This is a genomic window from Streptomyces lunalinharesii (genome assembly GCF_039532155.1).
Classification (GTDB): domain Bacteria; phylum Actinomycetota; class Actinomycetes; order Streptomycetales; family Streptomycetaceae; genus Streptomyces; species Streptomyces lunalinharesii.
This window is the reverse complement of sequence record NZ_BAAARK010000011.1, coordinates 39,739-56,808: the sequence shown is the minus strand read 5'-3', so window position 1 is coordinate 56,808 and position 17,070 is coordinate 39,739. Positions and strand designations below refer to the sequence as shown.

17 protein-coding genes and 1 riboswitch are annotated in these 17,070 nt (G+C 73.5%); of the genes, 12 read left to right on the top strand and 5 right to left on the bottom strand.

The features are described from left to right. Window positions 1-23: 23 nt before the first annotated feature. Together ABD385_RS18730 and ABD385_RS18725 are read left to right on the top strand one after the other, a co-directional pair. Entirely contained in the window at window positions 24-830 is an 807-nt protein-coding gene (locus ABD385_RS18730; RefSeq protein ID WP_344577267.1) for a carbon-nitrogen hydrolase family protein, read from the top strand. Window positions 831-983: 153 nt separating this feature from the next. Then, on the top strand, window positions 984-2,705 hold the full coding sequence (locus ABD385_RS18725) for a flavin monoamine oxidase family protein (RefSeq protein WP_344577264.1): 1,722 nt from the start codon (window positions 984-986) through the stop codon (window positions 2,703-2,705). 49 nt (window positions 2,706-2,754) lie between these two features. Here the strand turns inward: ABD385_RS18725 and ABD385_RS18720 are convergent, their stop codons facing one another. Together ABD385_RS18720 and ABD385_RS18715 are read right to left on the bottom strand one after the other, a co-directional pair. After that, a complete protein-coding gene (locus ABD385_RS18720; protein WP_344577261.1) occupies window positions 2,755-3,687 on the bottom strand; it encodes a TIGR03619 family F420-dependent LLM class oxidoreductase in 933 nt (310 codons plus the stop codon). 92 nt (window positions 3,688-3,779) lie between these two features. Continuing rightward, complete coding sequence (locus tag ABD385_RS18715; RefSeq protein WP_344577590.1) at window positions 3,780-4,433, bottom strand: DUF5995 family protein; 654 nt, start codon at window positions 4,431-4,433, stop codon at window positions 3,780-3,782. 396 nt (window positions 4,434-4,829) lie between these two features. Here ABD385_RS18715 and ABD385_RS18710 point away from each other — a divergent pair, with 396 nt between their 5' ends. The 3 genes from ABD385_RS18710 to ABD385_RS18700 all read left to right on the top strand — a co-directional run bounded on the left by ABD385_RS18710 (window position 4,830) and on the right by ABD385_RS18700 (window position 7,679). Beyond that, a complete protein-coding gene (locus ABD385_RS18710) occupies window positions 4,830-5,285 on the top strand; it encodes a phospholipase (RefSeq protein WP_344577258.1) in 456 nt (151 codons plus the stop codon). Window positions 5,286-5,485: 200 nt separating this feature from the next. After that, window positions 5,486-6,874 (top strand): uracil-xanthine permease family protein, encoded by a 1,389-nt coding sequence (locus ABD385_RS18705; protein WP_344577255.1) that lies wholly within the window; start codon window positions 5,486-5,488, stop codon window positions 6,872-6,874. Window positions 6,875-6,884: 10 nt separating this feature from the next. After that, a complete protein-coding gene (locus ABD385_RS18700; protein WP_344577253.1) occupies window positions 6,885-7,679 on the top strand; it encodes a GntR family transcriptional regulator in 795 nt (264 codons plus the stop codon). Window positions 7,680-7,719: 40 nt separating this feature from the next. Here ABD385_RS18700 and ABD385_RS18695 read toward each other — a convergent pair whose 3' ends face one another. Then, a complete protein-coding gene (locus tag ABD385_RS18695) occupies window positions 7,720-8,028 on the bottom strand; it encodes a hypothetical protein (protein ID WP_344577251.1) in 309 nt (102 codons plus the stop codon). Window positions 8,029-8,180: 152 nt separating this feature from the next. Between ABD385_RS18695 and ABD385_RS18690 the strand changes: the two genes are divergently transcribed. Beyond that, window positions 8,181-8,717 carry a hypothetical protein gene (locus ABD385_RS18690; protein ID WP_344577249.1) on the top strand — a complete coding sequence of 179 codons (537 nt, stop codon included), beginning with the start codon at window positions 8,181-8,183 and terminating at the stop codon, window positions 8,715-8,717. A gap of 167 nt (window positions 8,718-8,884) precedes the next feature. Next, window positions 8,885-9,370 carry an acyl-CoA thioesterase gene (locus ABD385_RS18685; protein ID WP_344577246.1) on the top strand — a complete coding sequence of 162 codons (486 nt, stop codon included), beginning with the start codon at window positions 8,885-8,887 and terminating at the stop codon, window positions 9,368-9,370. A gap of 10 nt (window positions 9,371-9,380) precedes the next feature. Here the strand turns inward: ABD385_RS18685 and ABD385_RS18680 are convergent, their stop codons facing one another. After that, on the bottom strand, window positions 9,381-10,634 hold the full coding sequence (locus ABD385_RS18680; protein ID WP_344577243.1) for an MFS transporter: 1,254 nt from the start codon (window positions 10,632-10,634) through the stop codon (window positions 9,381-9,383). 70 nt (window positions 10,635-10,704) lie between these two features. On the opposite strand from ABD385_RS18680, the gene ABD385_RS18675 reads away from it, so the two are divergent. Further along, window positions 10,705-11,952: an ROK family transcriptional regulator gene (locus ABD385_RS18675; protein ID WP_344577235.1), complete on the top strand. Its 1,248-nt coding sequence runs from the start codon at window positions 10,705-10,707 to the stop codon at window positions 11,950-11,952. Window positions 11,953-12,016: 64 nt separating this feature from the next. Here ABD385_RS18675 and ABD385_RS18670 read toward each other — a convergent pair whose 3' ends face one another. Next, entirely contained in the window at window positions 12,017-12,793 is a 777-nt protein-coding gene (locus ABD385_RS18670; RefSeq protein WP_344577232.1) for an SDR family oxidoreductase, read from the bottom strand. A 194-nt stretch (window positions 12,794-12,987) separates the two neighbouring features. After that, a riboswitch (FMN riboswitch) is annotated at window positions 12,988-13,118 on the top strand. 154 nt (window positions 13,119-13,272) lie between these two features. Between ABD385_RS18670 and ribD the strand changes: the two genes are divergently transcribed. The 4 genes from ribD to ABD385_RS18650 are packed head-to-tail and all read left to right on the top strand — an operon-like array spanning window position 13,273 to window position 17,036. Continuing rightward, complete coding sequence (gene ribD / locus ABD385_RS18665; RefSeq protein WP_344577229.1) at window positions 13,273-14,460, top strand: bifunctional diaminohydroxyphosphoribosylaminopyrimidine deaminase/5-amino-6-(5-phosphoribosylamino)uracil reductase RibD; 1,188 nt, start codon at window positions 13,273-13,275, stop codon at window positions 14,458-14,460. A gap of 1 nt (window position 14,461) precedes the next feature. Continuing rightward, window positions 14,462-15,097 (top strand): riboflavin synthase, encoded by a 636-nt coding sequence (locus tag ABD385_RS18660; protein WP_344577227.1) that lies wholly within the window; start codon window positions 14,462-14,464, stop codon window positions 15,095-15,097. Beyond that, entirely contained in the window at window positions 15,094-15,753 is a 660-nt protein-coding gene (locus ABD385_RS18655) for a nicotinamide mononucleotide transporter family protein (protein WP_344577224.1), read from the top strand. Before ABD385_RS18660 ends, ABD385_RS18655 begins: the two co-directional genes overlap by 4 nt. After that, the gene (locus ABD385_RS18650) at window positions 15,750-17,036 is read left to right on the top strand and encodes a bifunctional 3,4-dihydroxy-2-butanone-4-phosphate synthase/GTP cyclohydrolase II (RefSeq protein WP_344577215.1); all 1,287 of its coding nucleotides are present in this window, start codon (window positions 15,750-15,752) and stop codon (window positions 17,034-17,036) included. Before ABD385_RS18655 ends, ABD385_RS18650 begins: the two co-directional genes overlap by 4 nt. Window positions 17,037-17,070 lie beyond the last annotated feature (34 nt).

Below are 17,070 nucleotides of genomic sequence, written 5' to 3'. Positions count from 1 at the left end.
AACCGCCACCGCCGAGGGGTCCCATGTCGCCGCTGCACACCGCCCTGCTCCAGAGTTCGGGACGGCCCGGCGACGTCGCGCACAACCTGCGGGTGCTCGCCGACGCGGCCCGCTCGGCCGCCGCGACCGGCGCCCGGCTGCTCGCCTGCCCCGAGCTCTTCCTCACCGGCTACGCGATCGGCGGCGACGTGCACCGCCTCGCCGAGCCGGCCGACGGCGACAGCGCCCGGGCGGTGGGCCGGATCGCCGCCGAACACGGCATCGCGGTGCTCTACGGCTACCCCGAGCGCGACCCCGAGGCGGCCGGCACGGTCTACAACTCCGCCCGGCTGATCGGCCCCGACGGCACGCCGCTCGCCAACTACCGCAAGACCCACCTCTTCGGCTGCTTCGAGCGCGAGTGGTTCACCCCGGGGGAGCGCACGGTCGTCCAGGCCGAACTGGACGGGATCCGGATCGGCCTGTTGATCTGCTACGACGTGGAGTTCCCGGAGAACGTCCGGGCGCACGCGCTGGCCGGGACCGACCTGCTGCTGGTGCCCACCGCGCAGATGCACCCCTTCCAGATCGTGCCGGAGCAGGTGATCCCGGTGCGCGCCTTCGAGAACCAGATGTACGTCGCCTACGTCAACCGGGTCGGCGCGGAGGGCGAGTTCGAGTTCGTCGGTCTCAGCTGCCTGGCCGGCCCGGACGGCGTCGTGCGCACCCGCGCCGGACGCTCCGAGCAACTGGTGCAGGCCGTGGTCGACCCGGCCTTCCTGAAGGAAGCCCGGGAGCAGAACCCCTACCTGCACGACCGGAGGCCGGAGCTCTACACCGACCTCGTCTGACGGGCCCGCCGCCGACGACGGCCCCGCCCGCCCCGTGGTGACGGGCGCCGTCGCGCCCCGCACCGCGCCACCGCGCACGCCCGCGCCCCGGCACGCCCACCCGTGCCCGTTACGCCCCGACACGCCCGCCCTGCCCGCAAGGAGTCCGCCCCGATGACGTCCACGGTGCCCCCCGCCGTCCCGCACACCACCGCGCAGCCGCCGATCACCATGTTCGGCCCGGACTTCCCCTACGCGTACGACGACTTCCTCGCGCACCCGGCGGGCCTCGGCCAGATCCCGGCGACCGAGCACGGCACCGAGGTCGCCATCGTCGGCGGCGGCCTCTCCGGCATCGTCACCGCGTACGAACTCATGAAGATGGGCCTCAAGCCCGTCGTCTACGAGGCGGACCAGATAGGCGGCCGGCTGCGCACCGTGGGCTTCGACGGCTGCTCCGCCGCGGCCGACGAGAGCGAACTCAACTGCGAGCTGGGCGCGATGCGCTTCCCGCCGTCCTCGACGGCGCTCCAGCACTACATCGACCTGGTGGGCCTCACGACCAGGCCGTTCCCCAACCCGCTCGCCGAGTCCACCCCCTCCACCGTCGTCGACCTCAAGGGCGAGTCCCACTACGCCGAGACCGTCGACGACCTGCCCCCGGTCTACCGCCAGGTCGCCGAGGCGTGGAACGCCTGCCTGGAGGAGGGCGCCGACTTCTCCGACATGAACCAGGCGATGCGCGAGCGCGACGTGCCGCGCATCCGCGAGATCTGGGCGAAGCTCGTCGAGAAGCTCGACAACCAGACCTTCTACGGCTTCCTCTGCGACTCCGAGGCGTTCACCTCCTTCCGGCACCGCGAGATCTTCGGCCAGGTCGGCTTCGGCACCGGCGGTTGGGACACCGACTTCCCCAACTCCATCCTGGAGATCCTGCGGGTCGTCTACACCGAGGCCGACGACCACCACCGCGGCATCGTCGGCGGCTCCCAGCAGCTGCCGCTGCGCCTGTGGGAGCGCGAACCGGCCAAGATCGTGCACTGGGCCCCGGGCACCTCGCTGTCGTCGCTGCACGACGGCGCCCCCCGGCCGGCCGTCACCCGGCTGCACCGCACCGCCGGCAACCACGTCACCGTCACCGACGCCTCCGGCGACATCCGCTCGTACAAGGCCGTGGTCTTCACCGCGCAGAGCTGGATGCTGCTGTCGAAGATCGACTGCGACGACGACCTGTTCCCGATCGACCACTGGACGGCGATCGAGCGCACCCACTACATGGAGTCCAGCAAGCTCTTCGTCCCGGTGGACCGGCCGTTCTGGCTGGACAAGGCCGTCGACGACGAGGGCAACGAGACGGGGCGCGACGTGATGTCGATGACGCTCACCGACCGCATGACGCGCGGGACGTACCTCCTCGACAACGGCCCGGACCGGCCGGCCGTCATCTGCCTCTCCTACACCTGGTGCGACGACAGCCTGAAGTGGCTGCCGCTGTCGGCGAACGAGCGCATGGAGGTCATGCTCAAGTCGCTCGGCGAGATCTACCCGAAGGTCGACATCCGGAAGCACATCATCGGCAACCCGGTGACCGTGTCCTGGGAGAACGAGCCCTACTTCATGGGCGCGTTCAAGGCCAACCTGCCCGGCCACTACCGCTACCAGCGGCGCCTGTTCACCCACTTCATGCAGGAGCTGCTCCCCGAGGACAAGCGCGGCATCTTCCTCGCCGGCGACGACATCTCCTGGACGGCCGGCTGGGCCGAGGGCGCCATCCAGACCGCGCTGAACGCGGTGTGGGGCGTGATGCACCACTTCGGCGGCGGCACCGACGCGGTCAACCCCGGCCCGGGCGACGTCTACGACGCGATCGCGCCGGTGGAACTCCCGGAGGACTGAGCCCCGCACCGGTGGGCGGGCCCGCCCGACGCGGGCCCGCCCACCGCCGTCACAGCCCGGCCGCCCGGACGCGGCCGTGGAGTTCGGCGGCCCGGTCGGCCAGCTCCGCGCCGTCGCGGCAGTGCACCTGGAGGTCCAGCAGCACCTCCCGCGCCCCGGCGGCCGCGGCGCCGGCCAGATCCGCCAGCACCTGGTCGTGACTGCCGGTGTAGGGCGGGCGCCCGGCCGCCGGCAGCGGCGCGTCGGTCAGCTCGACCCCGACCCGCAGCACGACGTCCAGCTCCGCGGCGTCCCGGCCGTGGCGTTCGGCCGCGTCGGTCAGCTGTGCCAGGAGCGGGGCCAGCCGCTCGCCCGTCAGGTGGGCCGGGAGCCAGCCGTCGGCGCGCCGCGCCACCCGGTCCAGGGCCCGGCCGCCGCCCCCGGCCAGGTAGACGGGGATCGGGCGGGCCGGTTTGGGCCCGACCGAGGCCGGGGCGAGCTCCGTCCAGCGCCCCCGGTAGGCGACCGGATCGGGGCCCCAGACGGCGGCGCAGACGTCCAACAGCTCGTCCAACTGGGCGCCGCGGTCGGCGTACGGGGTGATCCCGGCGGCCCGGTACTCGTCCTGCGACCAGCCGGTTCCCAGCCCCGCCAGCACCCGTCCGCCACTGGCCGCGTCCAGCGACGCCAGCGTCCGGGCGAGCGGGAACGGCGCGTGCAGCCCGGAGACCAGCACGCTGCTGCCCAACCGGACCCGGTCGGTGACGGCGGCGGCCAGCGTGAGGGTGACCAGCGGGTCGGCGCACCGCCGGTAGAAGTCGGGCCAGGGCAGGTCGGGCACGCCGTAGAGCCCGTCGAGCGGCGCGCGCGGGAAGACCGTCCGCTCGAAGACCCAGACGCTGTCGAAGCCGATCTCCTCCGCGGCCCGGGCCACCTCCCGCACCGCGCGCCGCGGGTCGTACTGCGGCATCTGGGGCAGTCCCAGTCCCAGTCGTAACGTCATGGGGCGCACCTTACGACGGGGTGCCCGGTGGTGGAACGAAGCCGACACCGGACGTGGCGCGCCCGCCTCCGCCGTCGCACCGGGCCCGCCGGCTACCCCAGTGGGGTCAGCAGGCAGCGGCCGATCAGCCCCACGCTCGCGTCCAGCCGCTCGGCGAACTCCTCCACCACCTCCGGCAGCCGGCGGACGCCCCACATCATGCGGGCCGCGGCCCAGGCGCCGTCACGCGCCCGGTCCAGGCTCCAGGAGCCGATCAGGTGGGTGAGCGGATCGGCGACGTCCAGGAGGTCGGGACCGGGCATCAAGGTCTCCCGGATGCCCTCCTCCAGGCCGGTCAGGAGCGTGCCGATGCGGTCGAAGTCGCCTTCCAGGGAAGGGGGTTCGCACTCCAGCGCGCGGCAGGTGTCCACGACGGCCAGTGCGAGGTCGTGCCCGATGTGGGCGTTGATTCCGGCCAGCGCGAACTGCAGCGGGCGGACCCGGGGATGCCCGCGCAGCTGGAACAGCGGGCGCCAGCAGGCCGGCGGTCGCCGCCCGGTGGCGTCGGCGTCCACCGCGGTGAAGTAGCGGCGGGCGAACTGGACGTCCAGCTCGCCGGCGGCCGCCGGGTCCTCGAAGGCGCCGCCCCCCATCCGTTGGGCGACGGCCTCGGTGACGGTCAAGTAGACCCGGTTGAAGACGGCCACTCCGTCGTCGGCGGGCAGCGCCCGGTCCAGCGCCCGCATCCGCGCCAGTACGTGCGTCACCCCCGCCTGCTCCGCGGGTCCGGTGGGGCCTGCGGCGCCGTCGGCGGGTCCTGCGGCGAGGTGCTGCGGGCCGTTGCCGCCGTGCTGCTGAAGGGTCGTCATCCGCTCAGCCTGACATCGGGACTCCCTCGAATACGGCGAAGACCATGGCGAGTTGACCGGATCGGCGTAATAATCGGCGCGCCGTCCTGAGGTACTTCCCGTCCGTTGTGCGCCGTGTACTTCCCGCGGTCTTCGTGCCGTGGCGACGTGTGCTGCGCGTTTCCGGCCGAGCGGCCGACGGCGGAGCAGTCCCCGGTACCTCCCGCACACCCGGCGTCCCTTGAGAAATCACTGTGCACTCGGCATCCCAGGAAACGCCGCATGAACGCGGCGCAGAATTCCGGAGGTTGATCCGTGTCCCGAAGACGTGCCGCCCTGCTCGTCACGCCGCTGCTCGCGGTCTCCGCGCTGGCCGTGGCCGCCGCCCCGGCCCAGGCGGTTCCCGCCGACAAGCCGCAGGTGCTGGCCGGCTTCACGCAGACCGGCGCGGCCAGTTACGGCAACTGGCTGGCGGCCCGCAACGCCCAGGGAAAATGGGCCGCCTACGCTTTCGACTGGTCCACCGACTATTGCTCCAAGTCGCCGGACAATCCCTTCGGCTTCCCTTTCAAACTCTCCTGCGCCCGGCATGACTTCGGCTACCGCAACTACAAGAACGCGGGCACCTTCGCCGCCAACAAGCCGCGGCTGGACAGTGCCCTGTATGAGGACTTGAAGCGGGTCTGCGCGAGTTATTCCGGCGCGAAGAAAACGTCCTGCAACGGGCTGGCCTGGACGTATTACCAGGCCGTCAAGAATCTCGGGAAGTAACCCCGGCGACGCTCCGCCGGGCGCGGCCCGGCCGCCCGCCCGCGCCCGGCGGAGCCGCCGCCCGGCGGACCTCGCGGTGGCAGCGGTCGGCGCCGCGGATCGCCGGCCGATCGCGGCCAAGTTTGTCCTGAAGCCGTGGTTCGGTTATGAATCCCCTCGGCTCTGTGACGTGCAGGGCGTCGCAGAAGTGGAGAACGTTCATGGTCGGCTTGCGGTGGAAGGTTCACGGGGACGGGCGGCACCTCAAGCCGGGTGAGGTCGTCAAGCCGGGGGAGCGCCTGACGTGGGGACGCACGATCGCCCTGGGCGCGCAGCACGTCGTCTCGATGATCGGCGCGTGCTTCGTCGCCCCGGTCCTCATGGGGTTGGACCCGAGCCTGGCGCTCATGGCCTCGGGCGTCGCCACCGTGCTCTTCCTGGTGGTGACGCGCGGGCGCATCCCGAGCTACCTGGGCTCGTCGCTCTCCTTCGTCGGCGTGTCCGCGGTGATCGCCGGCCAGGGCGGGGACGCCGGCACCCTGACGGGCGCGATGCTCGTCGTCGGCGCCTGCTTGGCGGGCTGCGGCCTCGTCATCCACGTGCTCGGGGCCCGGGTGATCCACGCGGTCCTCCCGCCCGTCGTGACGGGCGCTGTCGTGATGCTGATCGGCTTCAACCTGGCACCGGTGACGGCCTCGACCTACTGGCCGCAGGACCAGTGGACGGCCCTCGCGACCATGATGTTCACCGGCCTCGCCCTGGTCGTGCTCCGGGGCTTCTGGTCACGCGTCGCGATCTTCCTCGGCCTGGTCTTCGGCTACGTGCTGTCGTGGGTCCTCGACCGCACCACCGGAATGATCCATTCCGCCAACGGCGCGGGGAAGGTGACCGACCACTGGCGCATCGACTTCTCCGGTGTCGCGAAGGCCGACTGGATCGGGTTGCCGACGTTCCACGCACCGAACTTCTCGGCCTCCGCCGTGCTGGTCGCCCTTCCCGTCCTGGTGGCCCTCGTCGCGGAGAACACCGGGCACGTCAAGGCGGTCGGGGAGATGACCGGTGACGACCTGGACGACAAGATGGGGCTGGCCATCGTCGCCGACGGCACGGCGACGGTCCTGTCGACGGCGGTCGGCGGCCCGGCCACGACGACGTACGCCGAGAACATCGGAGTGATGGCGGCGACCCGGGTCTACTCCACCGCGGCCTACTGGGCGGCGGCCGGCTTCGCCGTCCTCTTCGGCCTGTGCCCGAAGTTCGGCGCGGTGGTCGCCGCGATCCCCGGTGGGGTGCTCGGCGGCATCACGGTCATCCTCTACGGCATGATCGGCTTGCTGGGCGCGCAGATCTGGATCCGGAACGAGGTCGACTTCAGGGTTCCGCTGAACCTCATCCCCGCCGCGGCCGGCGTCATCATCGCGATCGGCGGCGTCTCGCTGAAGTTCACGGAGCACTTCGAACTCGGTGGCATCGCACTGGGCACGCTCATCGTGCTGACCGGCTACCACGGGCTGCGCTGGCTTTCGAAGGCGGCCGGCCAGCGTCGCATGCCCCTGCTCGACGCCGGGACCAGCGACTACGACGGCCCTGCCGAACGCAACGACCGATAGGAGGCGGACGATGAACCGCGAGGAGTCGGACCGGACCGGCTACCGGGAGGTCGCGGCGCGCATCCGCGCCGACGTGCAGGCCGGCGTCTGGCCGACCGGCCGGCCGATCCCCGGCATCGACCGACTGAAGGACCGCTACGAGGTGGCCCGCCAGACGGCCAATCGCGCGGTCCAGCACCTGGTGTCGCAGGGGCTGCTCTACAGCGAGGGGCGCCGCGGCACGTTCATCCGCCCCGCGGCCCCCGCGCGGACGACGGCCCGGGACCGGCAGGTCCGCCGCGACGCGCGGGGCTACTTCTTCGCCCCGCACGCCACGGACTGGCGTGGCATCGGCACCCCGACCCAGGAAGTGGGACCGGCGCCGGCCGACGCGGCGGAGCTGCTCGGCGTCGCCGCGGGCGAACCCGTGATGATCAGGGACCGCGCCGTGGGGCCGCCCGACGCCTCCCACCCCTGGCAGCTGGCGACGTCCTACCTCCCGGTGGCGCTCGTCGGCCAGTTGCCGGTCCTCGGCGCGGCCGAGACCGGGCCCGGAGGCATCTACGACCGGATCGAGGAGCACTTCGGCACGGCGATCTCCTGGGCGGAGACGGTGGGCGCCCGGCCCGCCGACGACCACGAGCAGCAGCAGCTGCGGATCGGGGCCGGCCTGCCGGTCCTGGTGGTCACGCGGGTGTCCCGGGTGGGGGAGCAGGTCGTGGAGGTCAACTGCACGCGGATGGCCGCCGATCGCTTCGTCGTGACGTACCCGGTGGCGCGTGACGACACGGCGCGCTGGCCGCGCGCGGCGTGCCGGGGCGACTAGGGCGCTTCTGACAGGGGCCCGGCGCGTGCCGGGCCCCTACTTACTCCACCGCGTACAGCAGCCGGTACTCCGCACCGTCCGCCCTGAAGCGCAGGCTGCGTTCGCCGGGCGTGTCCGTGATCCACTGCTCCCCGAGCCCGCCGCCCGCGCCCGAAGTGCCGCTCTCCCCGAGGGAGACGGCGATCGTCCCGGTGAAGTCGCAGTCGTACTTCACGGTGTACATCCGGTCTCCCAGCACCGTTCCGTTCCAGACGGTGCCGCGGTCCTGGACGACGAGCCGCTGCTCATCGAAGCCGCCCCAGCCCTCAGTCGTGACGCACGCGAGCTTCTCCAGATACAGCTTGGCCATGCCGTCCCCTGTGAACGATCCTTCTCGACCCCGCACATCCTGCCGATCGGCAATAAACGATCACTAAACGATCCGGCGCGGCAGGCGTCCCGATCCGGGCGGCCGCAGGCACCGCGTCGAGAACGGCGACGGGCTCGTTAGGCTCCGACGGCATGGACTTCACCGCGCTCGCTTGCGTCAGCACGGGCTACGCCCTCCTCTTGGTCTCCCTCTTCACCGTGGTTGTCATCGGCTCGCTGCTCGTGGCGCGGGACGCCCTGCTCGCCGACTACCCGCCCGCGATCAGAGAGCGGTACGGAACGCAGAGCGCACGCGGCCGGCGGACCGCGGCGGTGGCCGGCGTGCTGAACCTCGTGCTGTTCGTCGCCGTTCCGGTGGTCGGCGTGCTGGACCTGCACGACCGGACCGAGGGACGCCTGGGCTTCCTGCCGCCGTTCGTCCTGGGCACCACCGGCTTCCTCGCCCTGACCCTGTTCGACCTGCTGGTCATCGACTGGCTGCTGTTCTGCACGGTGCGGCCGCGCTTCATGGTGCTCCCCGGCACCGAGGGCATGCCCGAGTACCGCGACCTCGCCTTCCACGCCAAGGTGCTGGTCCCCCGTCCCGTTCCCTGGCCGCTGCTCGCGGTCCCCGGCTACGGGGTGCTGGTGGGCGTGGTGGCCTGGCTCGTCGAGACCGTGACCGCCTGACGGGCCGGGCGGGGCGTGCGGCGCCGAGGGCCTCGTCGGGGGCCGTCGTGCACGGGCGGACGCAAAGCATTCTAAGCGTCCGCTTACGATGGCTCGGGCTCGTCGCGCCGGACCGTCGGCGCCGCCCGCACCCAACCACCCACTCGGATCTCCCAGGAGCACCACCCGTGATCGTCGAACCCCTCCAGGCCGCCGCCCCCGTCCCCTACGGGCAACTGGTCCCCGTCACCGTCCACTTCGACGACCTCGACGCGCTCGGCATGCTCCACAACTCCCGCTACCCGCTGCTGGCCGAACGCGCCTGGGCGGAGTACTGGCACGGGCTCGGCTTCCGCTTCGACGGCGACTGGGCGGCCGCGGGCGACCTGTGCAACGTCATCAAGGAGATGAAGGTCTCCTACGAGCGCCCGGTCACCCGCGCCGGCCACTACGCCGCGCACCTGTGGGTCGAACGCCTCGGCCGCACCAGCCTGACCTACGGCTTCCGGCTCTGCTCCGCCGACGGCACCGAGACCCACGCCCGGGGCCACCGCGTGCTGGTCCGCGTCGACCCGCAGACCCTGCGCCCCACCCCGTGGTCGGACCGGGCCCGGACGGTCGCCGCGGACCTGCTCCGGCCGGAGCAGGCGGACGACGAGGTCGCCGCGGCCTGACCGGCGGCGGTCAGGAGCGTTCCAGGCCGCTGCCGCGGTCGGCGGGTGCCGGCGCGCCCGTCGACGCCGTCCGGGCCGGCACCCGCAGCACCCGCGCCCCCGCCACCAGGCCGCAGGTCAACACCGCCACCAGGGCGAACGAGCCGGTCAGGGACGTCGCCTGGGCGATGCCGCCGATCGCGGAGGGGGCGATCAGCCCCGAGGTGTAGGTGATCGTGGCCACCCCGGCGATGGCCTGGCTGGGGGCCGGGCCGCTGTGCCCGGCCGCCGCGAACGCTAGCGGAACCACCACCGCGATCCCCAGGCCGACCAGGCCGAAGCCGGCCAGCGCCGGTGCCGGATGGCCCGCGGTGACGATCAGCAGCCCGCCGACGGTGGCCAGCACCCCGCCCGCCCGGACCGTGCGCACCGGGCCGAAGCGGGCCACCACCCTGTCCCCGGCCAGGCGCGCGAGCGCCATCGTGCAGGAGAACGCGGTGGTGGAGGCGGCCGCCAACCCCGCGTCCGTGCCCAACCGGTCGCGGAGGTAGACCGCCGACCAGTCCAACGAGGCGCCCTCCGCGAACACCGCGCAGAACCCTATGGCGCCGATGACCAGCGCCGACCGGGGCGGCAGCGCGAAGCGCGGCGGCGGATGCTCCTCAGGGGCGCTGCGCAGGTCCAGTACGCCCCGGCAGGCGAGCACGCCGAGCAGGGTCAACACCAGTGCGGCGCCGGCCAGATGGAGCCGGGCATCGGTGCCGGTGTGCGCGGCGACGGTGCCGACCGCCGAGCCCAGCAGCGCGCCCAGGCTCCACATGCCGTGCAGCCCGGACATGATCGGCCGGCCCCACCGGTCCTCGGTCTCCACGCCCAGTGCGTTCATCGCCACGTCTGCCGTGCCCGAGGTGCCGCCGTAGACCAGCAGTGCGCCGCACAGCACGAGGAGGTTGGGGGAGAGGGCGGGCAGCGCCAGCGACAGGGTCCACAGGGCGAGCAGGGCGCGCAGTGCCGTGCGGGCACCGAAACGGTGGCTGATCCGGCCGGCCAGCGGCATCGCCAGCGACGCGCCGATCGCCGGGAAGGCGAGGGCCAGTCCGAGCTGACCCGGTGGGATCTGGGTGTGGTCCTGGATCCAGGGGATGCGGGTGGCGAAGTTCCCGGTGACCGATCCGTGGACGAGGAACACCGCGGCGATCGCCCAGCGGGCCCGGCGCAGCCGGTGGTCGGGAGGCGGGGGCAGCGGGGCGCGGGGGGTGGCGTCGGGAACGCCGTTGCCAGCCATGGCCGGCAAACTATCAGGAACCCTGCCTGATAATAAGGGTGACGGCGCGTGAGGATGGGAGGATCCAGCCATGCATGCACCGCTCGCGGCAGCCGCCGGCCGTACCGCCTCCCCGGCCACCGCCCGGCTCATCAACGACCGACTGGCCCTCCAACTCCTCCAGTCCGAGGGCCCGTTGACGGCAGGTCAGCTCAAGAACCTGACCGGGCTGTCCCGCCCCACCGTCGCGGACCTCGTCGACCGCCTCCAGGCCGCCGGGCTGGTCGCCGTGGTCGGCGAGAGCGGCGCCCAGCGCCGCGGCCCCAACGCCCGGCTCTACGGGATCGTCGCCGACCGCGCCCATCTCCTCGGCCTCGACCTGCGCACCCGCACCCTCACCGTGGCGGTCGCCGACCTCCTCGGCCGGGTGCGGGCCGAACGCACCGTGCCCATCGGCGCGCCCGCCACCGCCGACCGGCCCGCCACCACGTCCGACACCACCCCGGCGGCCCTCGCCACCGCGCTCGCCGCCGTCGACGCGACGCTCGCCGAGGCCGGGGCCACCGGCCCGCACGCCCTCGCCATCGGCGCACCCGGCCTGGTCGACCCGGTCACCGGGCGGCTCGGCGGTTCCGCCCCCACCTGGCACGACGCGCTGATCGGCGCCCTGCGCGAGCGCCGGACCGGCACCCTGCTGCTGGAGAACGAGGTCAACCTCGCCGCCCTCGCCGAACAGCGCGACGGCGCCGCCCGCGACCGCGACACCTTCGTCCTGCTCTGGCTCGGCCACGGCACCGGCGCCGCCGTGGTCCTGGACGGTGCGGTGCGGCGCGGCGCGTCCGGCGGCGCCGGCGAGATCGGCTTCCTGCCCGTCCCCGGCACCGGCGGACTGCCCTCCGCGACCGGCTGCGACGGCGGCTTCCACTCGCTGGCCGGCTCCGCCGCGATCGGCCGGCTCGCCGCGGAACACGGCCGCCCGGCGCCCCCCGCCGACGGCCCGGAACGCACCGACGCCCCACCCGCCGAAGCCCTGGTCCGGGACGCGGTGGCCGCGGGCGACGCCGCTGCCGCCTTCCTCGACGCCCTGGCCGCCCGGATCGCGCTCGGCGTGTCGGGCGTGTGCGCCGTGCTCGATCCCGGGTGCGTCGTGCTCGGCGGCGAGATCGGCCGGGCCGGCGGCGCGCCGCTCGCCGAGCGCGTCGCCGACCACCTCGCCCGGCTCTCCCCGCTGCGCACCGACGTCCGGGCCGGCACCGTCGGCGGCCGGGCGGTGCTGCGCGGCGCGGTGCTCGCAGCCCGGGACGCCGCGCAGGACGACCTGTTCGGACCCGCCGGCTGACCCGCGGGAAGCGGCGCGGGCCCGCGCGCCCCCCTGGCGTCCCGGGCCCGCGCCGGCCACCGGCTCACCCGCCCGTCCGGGCCGCCAGGAACTCCCCGTAGGTGCGCCGGCCCACCGCGTGCTCCGGCGTGAGGTTCTCGCCGCGCCGCAGCGCCGCGAGAGTCGGGCCGGGCAGCCACACCGGCAGCGGCAGCCGACGCCGCCCGCCGGCCCGCAGCGTCATCCGGACCACCTCGTCGGCCGTCAACACCTCGGGCCCGCCCACGTCGGCGACCCGCCCGGCCGGCCCGAGCAGCGCCAACTCGCTGAGCCGGTCGGCCACTTCACCGGAGTCCACCGGCTGGAAGCGGATCCCGGCGGGCACCGGGAGGACCGGCGAACGGGCCCCCGCCTTGACCCAGTGAAGCAGCAGGTCGTGGAACTGCGTCGTCCGCAGCACCGTGAAGCCGATCCCGGACTCCGCCACCAGCCGCTCCACCGCGAGCTTGGCGCGGTAGTAGCGCAGCGGGATCCGGTCCACGCCGACGATCGAGATGTAGACCAGGTGTCGGACGTCGGCTCCGCGCGCCGCTTCGATCAGTCGCCCGGCCGCCTCCGCGTCGCCGCCGGCGAGGGTGGAGGCGCAGTGCACGACCGTGCCGACGCCCGCCACCGCCTCCGCCAGCCCGGTGCCGTCCCGCAGGTCGACCGCGTACGAGTGCGGGTGGGGCTGTGCGGTCCCGGTGTGCGGGTGCCGGCTCAGCGACCGGACGCCGTGGCCGGCGGCCAGCAGCCGGTCGACCACGGCGCGCCCGAGGGTGCCGGTGCCGCCGGTGACCAGGAACTCCGTCGTGTCCGTCATCGCGGACCCTCCTTGCATACGGGGGGAAGGTGAGAAAAGGAGAGAAAGAGGGAGAAGCGGTACCGACCCATGACGAATCACCGGAGGTGACGGTGCCGGACGGCGCGCCCACACCCTGTGAGACAGCCCACAGCGCTTCGCTCGCATGGGCGACGATCGACCGTGGCAGACTGGAGCTGTACTGACATAAGCAGCAGCGCACTCCGGGGTCGGTGTAATTCCGAACCGGCGGTTATAGTCCGCGACCCGTCCGCAGCCAGCGGCCGGTTGAGCAGGTGGAATTCCTGCACCGACGGTGAAAGTCCGGATGGGAGGTAGTGCGCGGCGGGCCAGCTTGAGGTACACCGCCGTCGGCGGCGCGACCGGACGTCTCGTTCGGCCGGGCCGTTCCGTGCCGACCCGGTGTCCTTCGGCTTCAGCGTCCGCTCCTGTCGTCCAGACAGCCCCGGAGTCCGTGCCCGAAGAGGCAGGAGGACCCGGTGGCCACCTCAGCCCCCGTGGAGACCGCGGCGATGCGCCGGGCCATCGAGCTCGCCGCCCGCGGCCTCGGTCACACCAGCCCGAACCCGGTCGTCGGTTGCGTCGTCCTGGACTCCGCGGGCCGCACCGCGGGCGAGGGCTGGCACCAACGGGCCGGTGGACCGCACGCCGAGGTCCACGCCCTACGGGCCGCCGGTGAGCGCGCCCGGGGCGGCACCGCGGTGGTCACCCTGGAGCCCTGCAACCACACCGGTCGCACCGGCCCCTGTGCCCAGGCGCTGATCGACGCCGGCGTCGCCCGCGTCGTCTACGCCGTCGCCGACCCCCACCCCTCCGCCACCGGCGGCGCGTTGACCCTGGCCGAGGCCGGGATCGACGTCGAGGGCGGACTGCTCGCCGACGAGGCCGCCGCCGGCAACGAAGCCTGGCTGACCTCGGTGCTGCGCGGCCGCCCGTTCGTGCTCTGGAAGTACGCCGCCACGCTGGACGGCCGGATCGCCGCCGCCGACGGCACCAGCCGCTGGATCTCCTCGCCCGAGTCCCGTGCCGACGTGCACCGCCTGCGCGCCGCCGCGGACGCCGTGATCGTCGGCTCCGGCACCGCCCGCGTCGACGATCCGCAACTCGGCGCACGGGTCTCCGGGCTCGCGGACGACGCGGTCAGCCAACCGCTGCGGGTGGTCGTCGACTCCAGCGCCAGCGCCGTCAAGGCCGGCGCCCGGGTCCTGGACGGCACCGCGCCGACCCTGATCGCGGTCGCCGAGGACGCGGACGCCGCCCACCTCGAAGGGCTCGCCCCGCTCGTCCGGTTGCCCCGCGCCCCGGGGCGCGGCCTGTCCATCCCCGCCCTGCTCCAGGCCCTCCAGGCCCGCGACGTGCGGTCCGTCCTGCTCGAAGGCGGGCCGACGCTGGCCGGTGCCTTCCTCGCCGCCGGGGCCGTCGACAAGGTCGTCGGCTACCTCGCGCCGGTGCTGCTCGGCGCCGGCCCGTCCGTCGTCGGCGACGTCGGAATCACCACCCTCACCCAGGCGTTGCGGCTCGACGTGACCGACACCGACCGGCTCGGCCCCGACCTGCGCATCACCGCCACCGTCTCCCACCCCGCCACTGCCGCAACGCGCCCCCGGCCCGGCACCGTCCGGGCAGCCGAGCGCCCCGCCTCCGCACTCCGTCCCGAGGAGAACTGACGTGTTCACCGGAATCGTCGAAGAACTGGGTGAGGTCGTCGCCGTCGAGAACCTCGGCGACAGCTCCCTCTTCCGCCTGCGCGGCCCCGTCGTCACCGAGGGCGCCAAGCACGGCGACTCGATCGCCGTCAACGGCGTCTGCCTGACCGTCGTGGACACCGCGGACGGCGAGTTCACCGCCGACGTGATGGCCGAGACCCTGCAGCGCTCCAGCCTCGGCGCGCTGACCACCGGCTCCCGGGTCAACCTGGAGCGCCCGATGGCCCTCGGCGGACGGCTCGGCGGCCACCTCGTCCAGGGCCACGTCGACGGCACCGGCACCATCGTCGAGCGCACCCCCGGCGAACGCTGGGAGCTGGTGAAGGTGGCGCTGCCCGCCCAACTCGCCCGCTACGTCGTCGAGAAGGGCTCCATCACGGTCGACGGCGTCAGCCTCACGGTCGTCGACGCAGCCGACGACCACTTCACCATCAGCCTCATCCCCACCACCCTCGCCCTGACCACGCTCGGCATCAAGGCGCCCGGCGACCCGGTCAACCTGGAGGTGGACGTGCTCGCCAAGTACGTCGAGCGGCTGCTCGGCCGGGGCGGCCAGGACGCCGACGACCTCGCGGAGATCAAGGAGATGGACCGGTGAGCGTCCTCGACTGGCTCAACGGCCCGGCCTTCACCGCCTTCGGCCAGCGGGTCATCTGGTCCGACATGATCGGCAACACTGTCGGCCTGGCCGCCCTCGCGCTCGGCTGGCGACGCTCGATCTGGACCTGGCCCACCCAGTTCCTCTCCGGCGTCATCCTCGTCGCGGCCTACGCCTCTGCCCATCTCAGCGGCGGCGTCGGCAAGCAACTGCTGGTCATCGGCGTGGCGCTGTGGGGCTGGCGGCAGTGGCAGCGCGGCCGCCGGCAGGCCCAGGACGGCTCGATCGCCGTCCGGTTCGCCACCTGGCGTGAGCGCGGGCTGCTGATCGGCGGCACCGCCCTCGGCACCCTCGCCGTCGGCGGCCTGTTCGCCCTGGTCCCGCAGCTGTCGTGGAACCCCTGGCCGGACGCCTACATCTTCGTCGGCACGCTCGCCGCGATGGTCGCCCAGGCCCGCGGGCTGGTCGAGTTCTGGTTCGCCTGGCTGCTGGTCGACGTGGTCGGCGTCCCGCTCGCCTTCAGCAGCGGCCTGGCCTTCTCCGGGCTCGTCTACGTCGTCTACCTCGCGCTCGTCGCATGGGGCATGCGCGACTGGTGGCTCCGCTCGCGGACCGCCGCCGCCGACCGCCCCGCACTGGAAGGAGCCGCAGCATGACCGCACTGCAGAGCTGGTACGGCGAGGCCGGGACCGGCGCGCTCACGCTCGACCCGATCGAGCGGGCCCTCGCCGACATCGCCGCCGGCCGGCCGGTCGTCGTGGTCGACGACGAGAGCCGGGAGAACGAGGGCGACCTGATCGTCGCGGCCGAGAAGGCCACCCCGGAGATCGTCGCGTTCATGATGAGCGAGTGCCGCGGCCTGATCTGCGCCCCCATGGAGGGCCCCGAACTGGACCGCCTCGACCTCCCGCAGATGGTCGACCGGAACACCGAGTCGATGGGCACCGCCTTCACCGTCTCGGTCGACGCCACCGCCGCGCACGGCGTCAGCACCGGCATCTCCGCCGCCGACCGCGCCACCACCCTCAGGCTGCTGGCCGCCGGCGACTCGACCGCCGGCGACTTCGTCCGGCCCGGCCACGTCTTCCCGCTGCGCGCCAAGCCCGGCGGCGTCCTGGTCCGCAACGGCCACACCGAGGCCGGGGTGGACCTCGCCCGCCTGGCCGGACTGCGCCCGGCCGCCGCCATCGTCGAGATCGCCGGCGAGGACGGCACCATGCTGCGGCTGCCCGAGCTGGTCCCGTTCGCCCGCAAGCACGGCCTGGCGATCATCTCCATCGAGGACCTGATCGCCTACCGCCGCTCCGCCGAACCCACCGTCCGCCGCGAGGCCACCACCCGGCTGCCCACCGCGCACGGCGAGTTCACCGCCCACGGCTACCGCTCCACGGTCGACGGCGTCGAGCACGTCGCCCTGGTCGCCGGCGACCTCGGCGACGGCGAGGACGTCCTGGTCCGGATCCACTCCGAATGCCTGACCGGCGACGTCTTCCAGTCGCAGCGCTGCGACTGCGGCCCCCAGCTGGCGGAGTCGCTGCGCCGGATCGACGAGGCCGGCCGCGGCGTGGTGGTCTACCTCCGCGGCCACGAGGGACGCGGCATCGGACTGCTGTCCAAGCTGCGCGCCTACGAACTCCAGGAGCGCGGCCGGGACACCCTCGACGCCAACCTCGAACTGGGGCTGCCGGCCGACTCCCGGGACTACGGCGCCGGCGCCCAGATGCTCCGCGACCTCGGCGTCCGCTCGCTGCGCCTGATGACCAACAACCCCGAGAAGACCGCCGCCCTGGTGCGCCACGGCCTCACCGTCACCGGCCGCGAGCCGATGCCCGTCCAGGCCGGCGAGCACAACCTGCGGTACCTGCGCACCAAGCGCGACCGGATGGGCCACGACCTGCCCTGGCTGGACGGCGCACCGAGCACCTGCGCCAACCAGTGACCACCCCACCACCCCGTCAACCGAACACCGACGC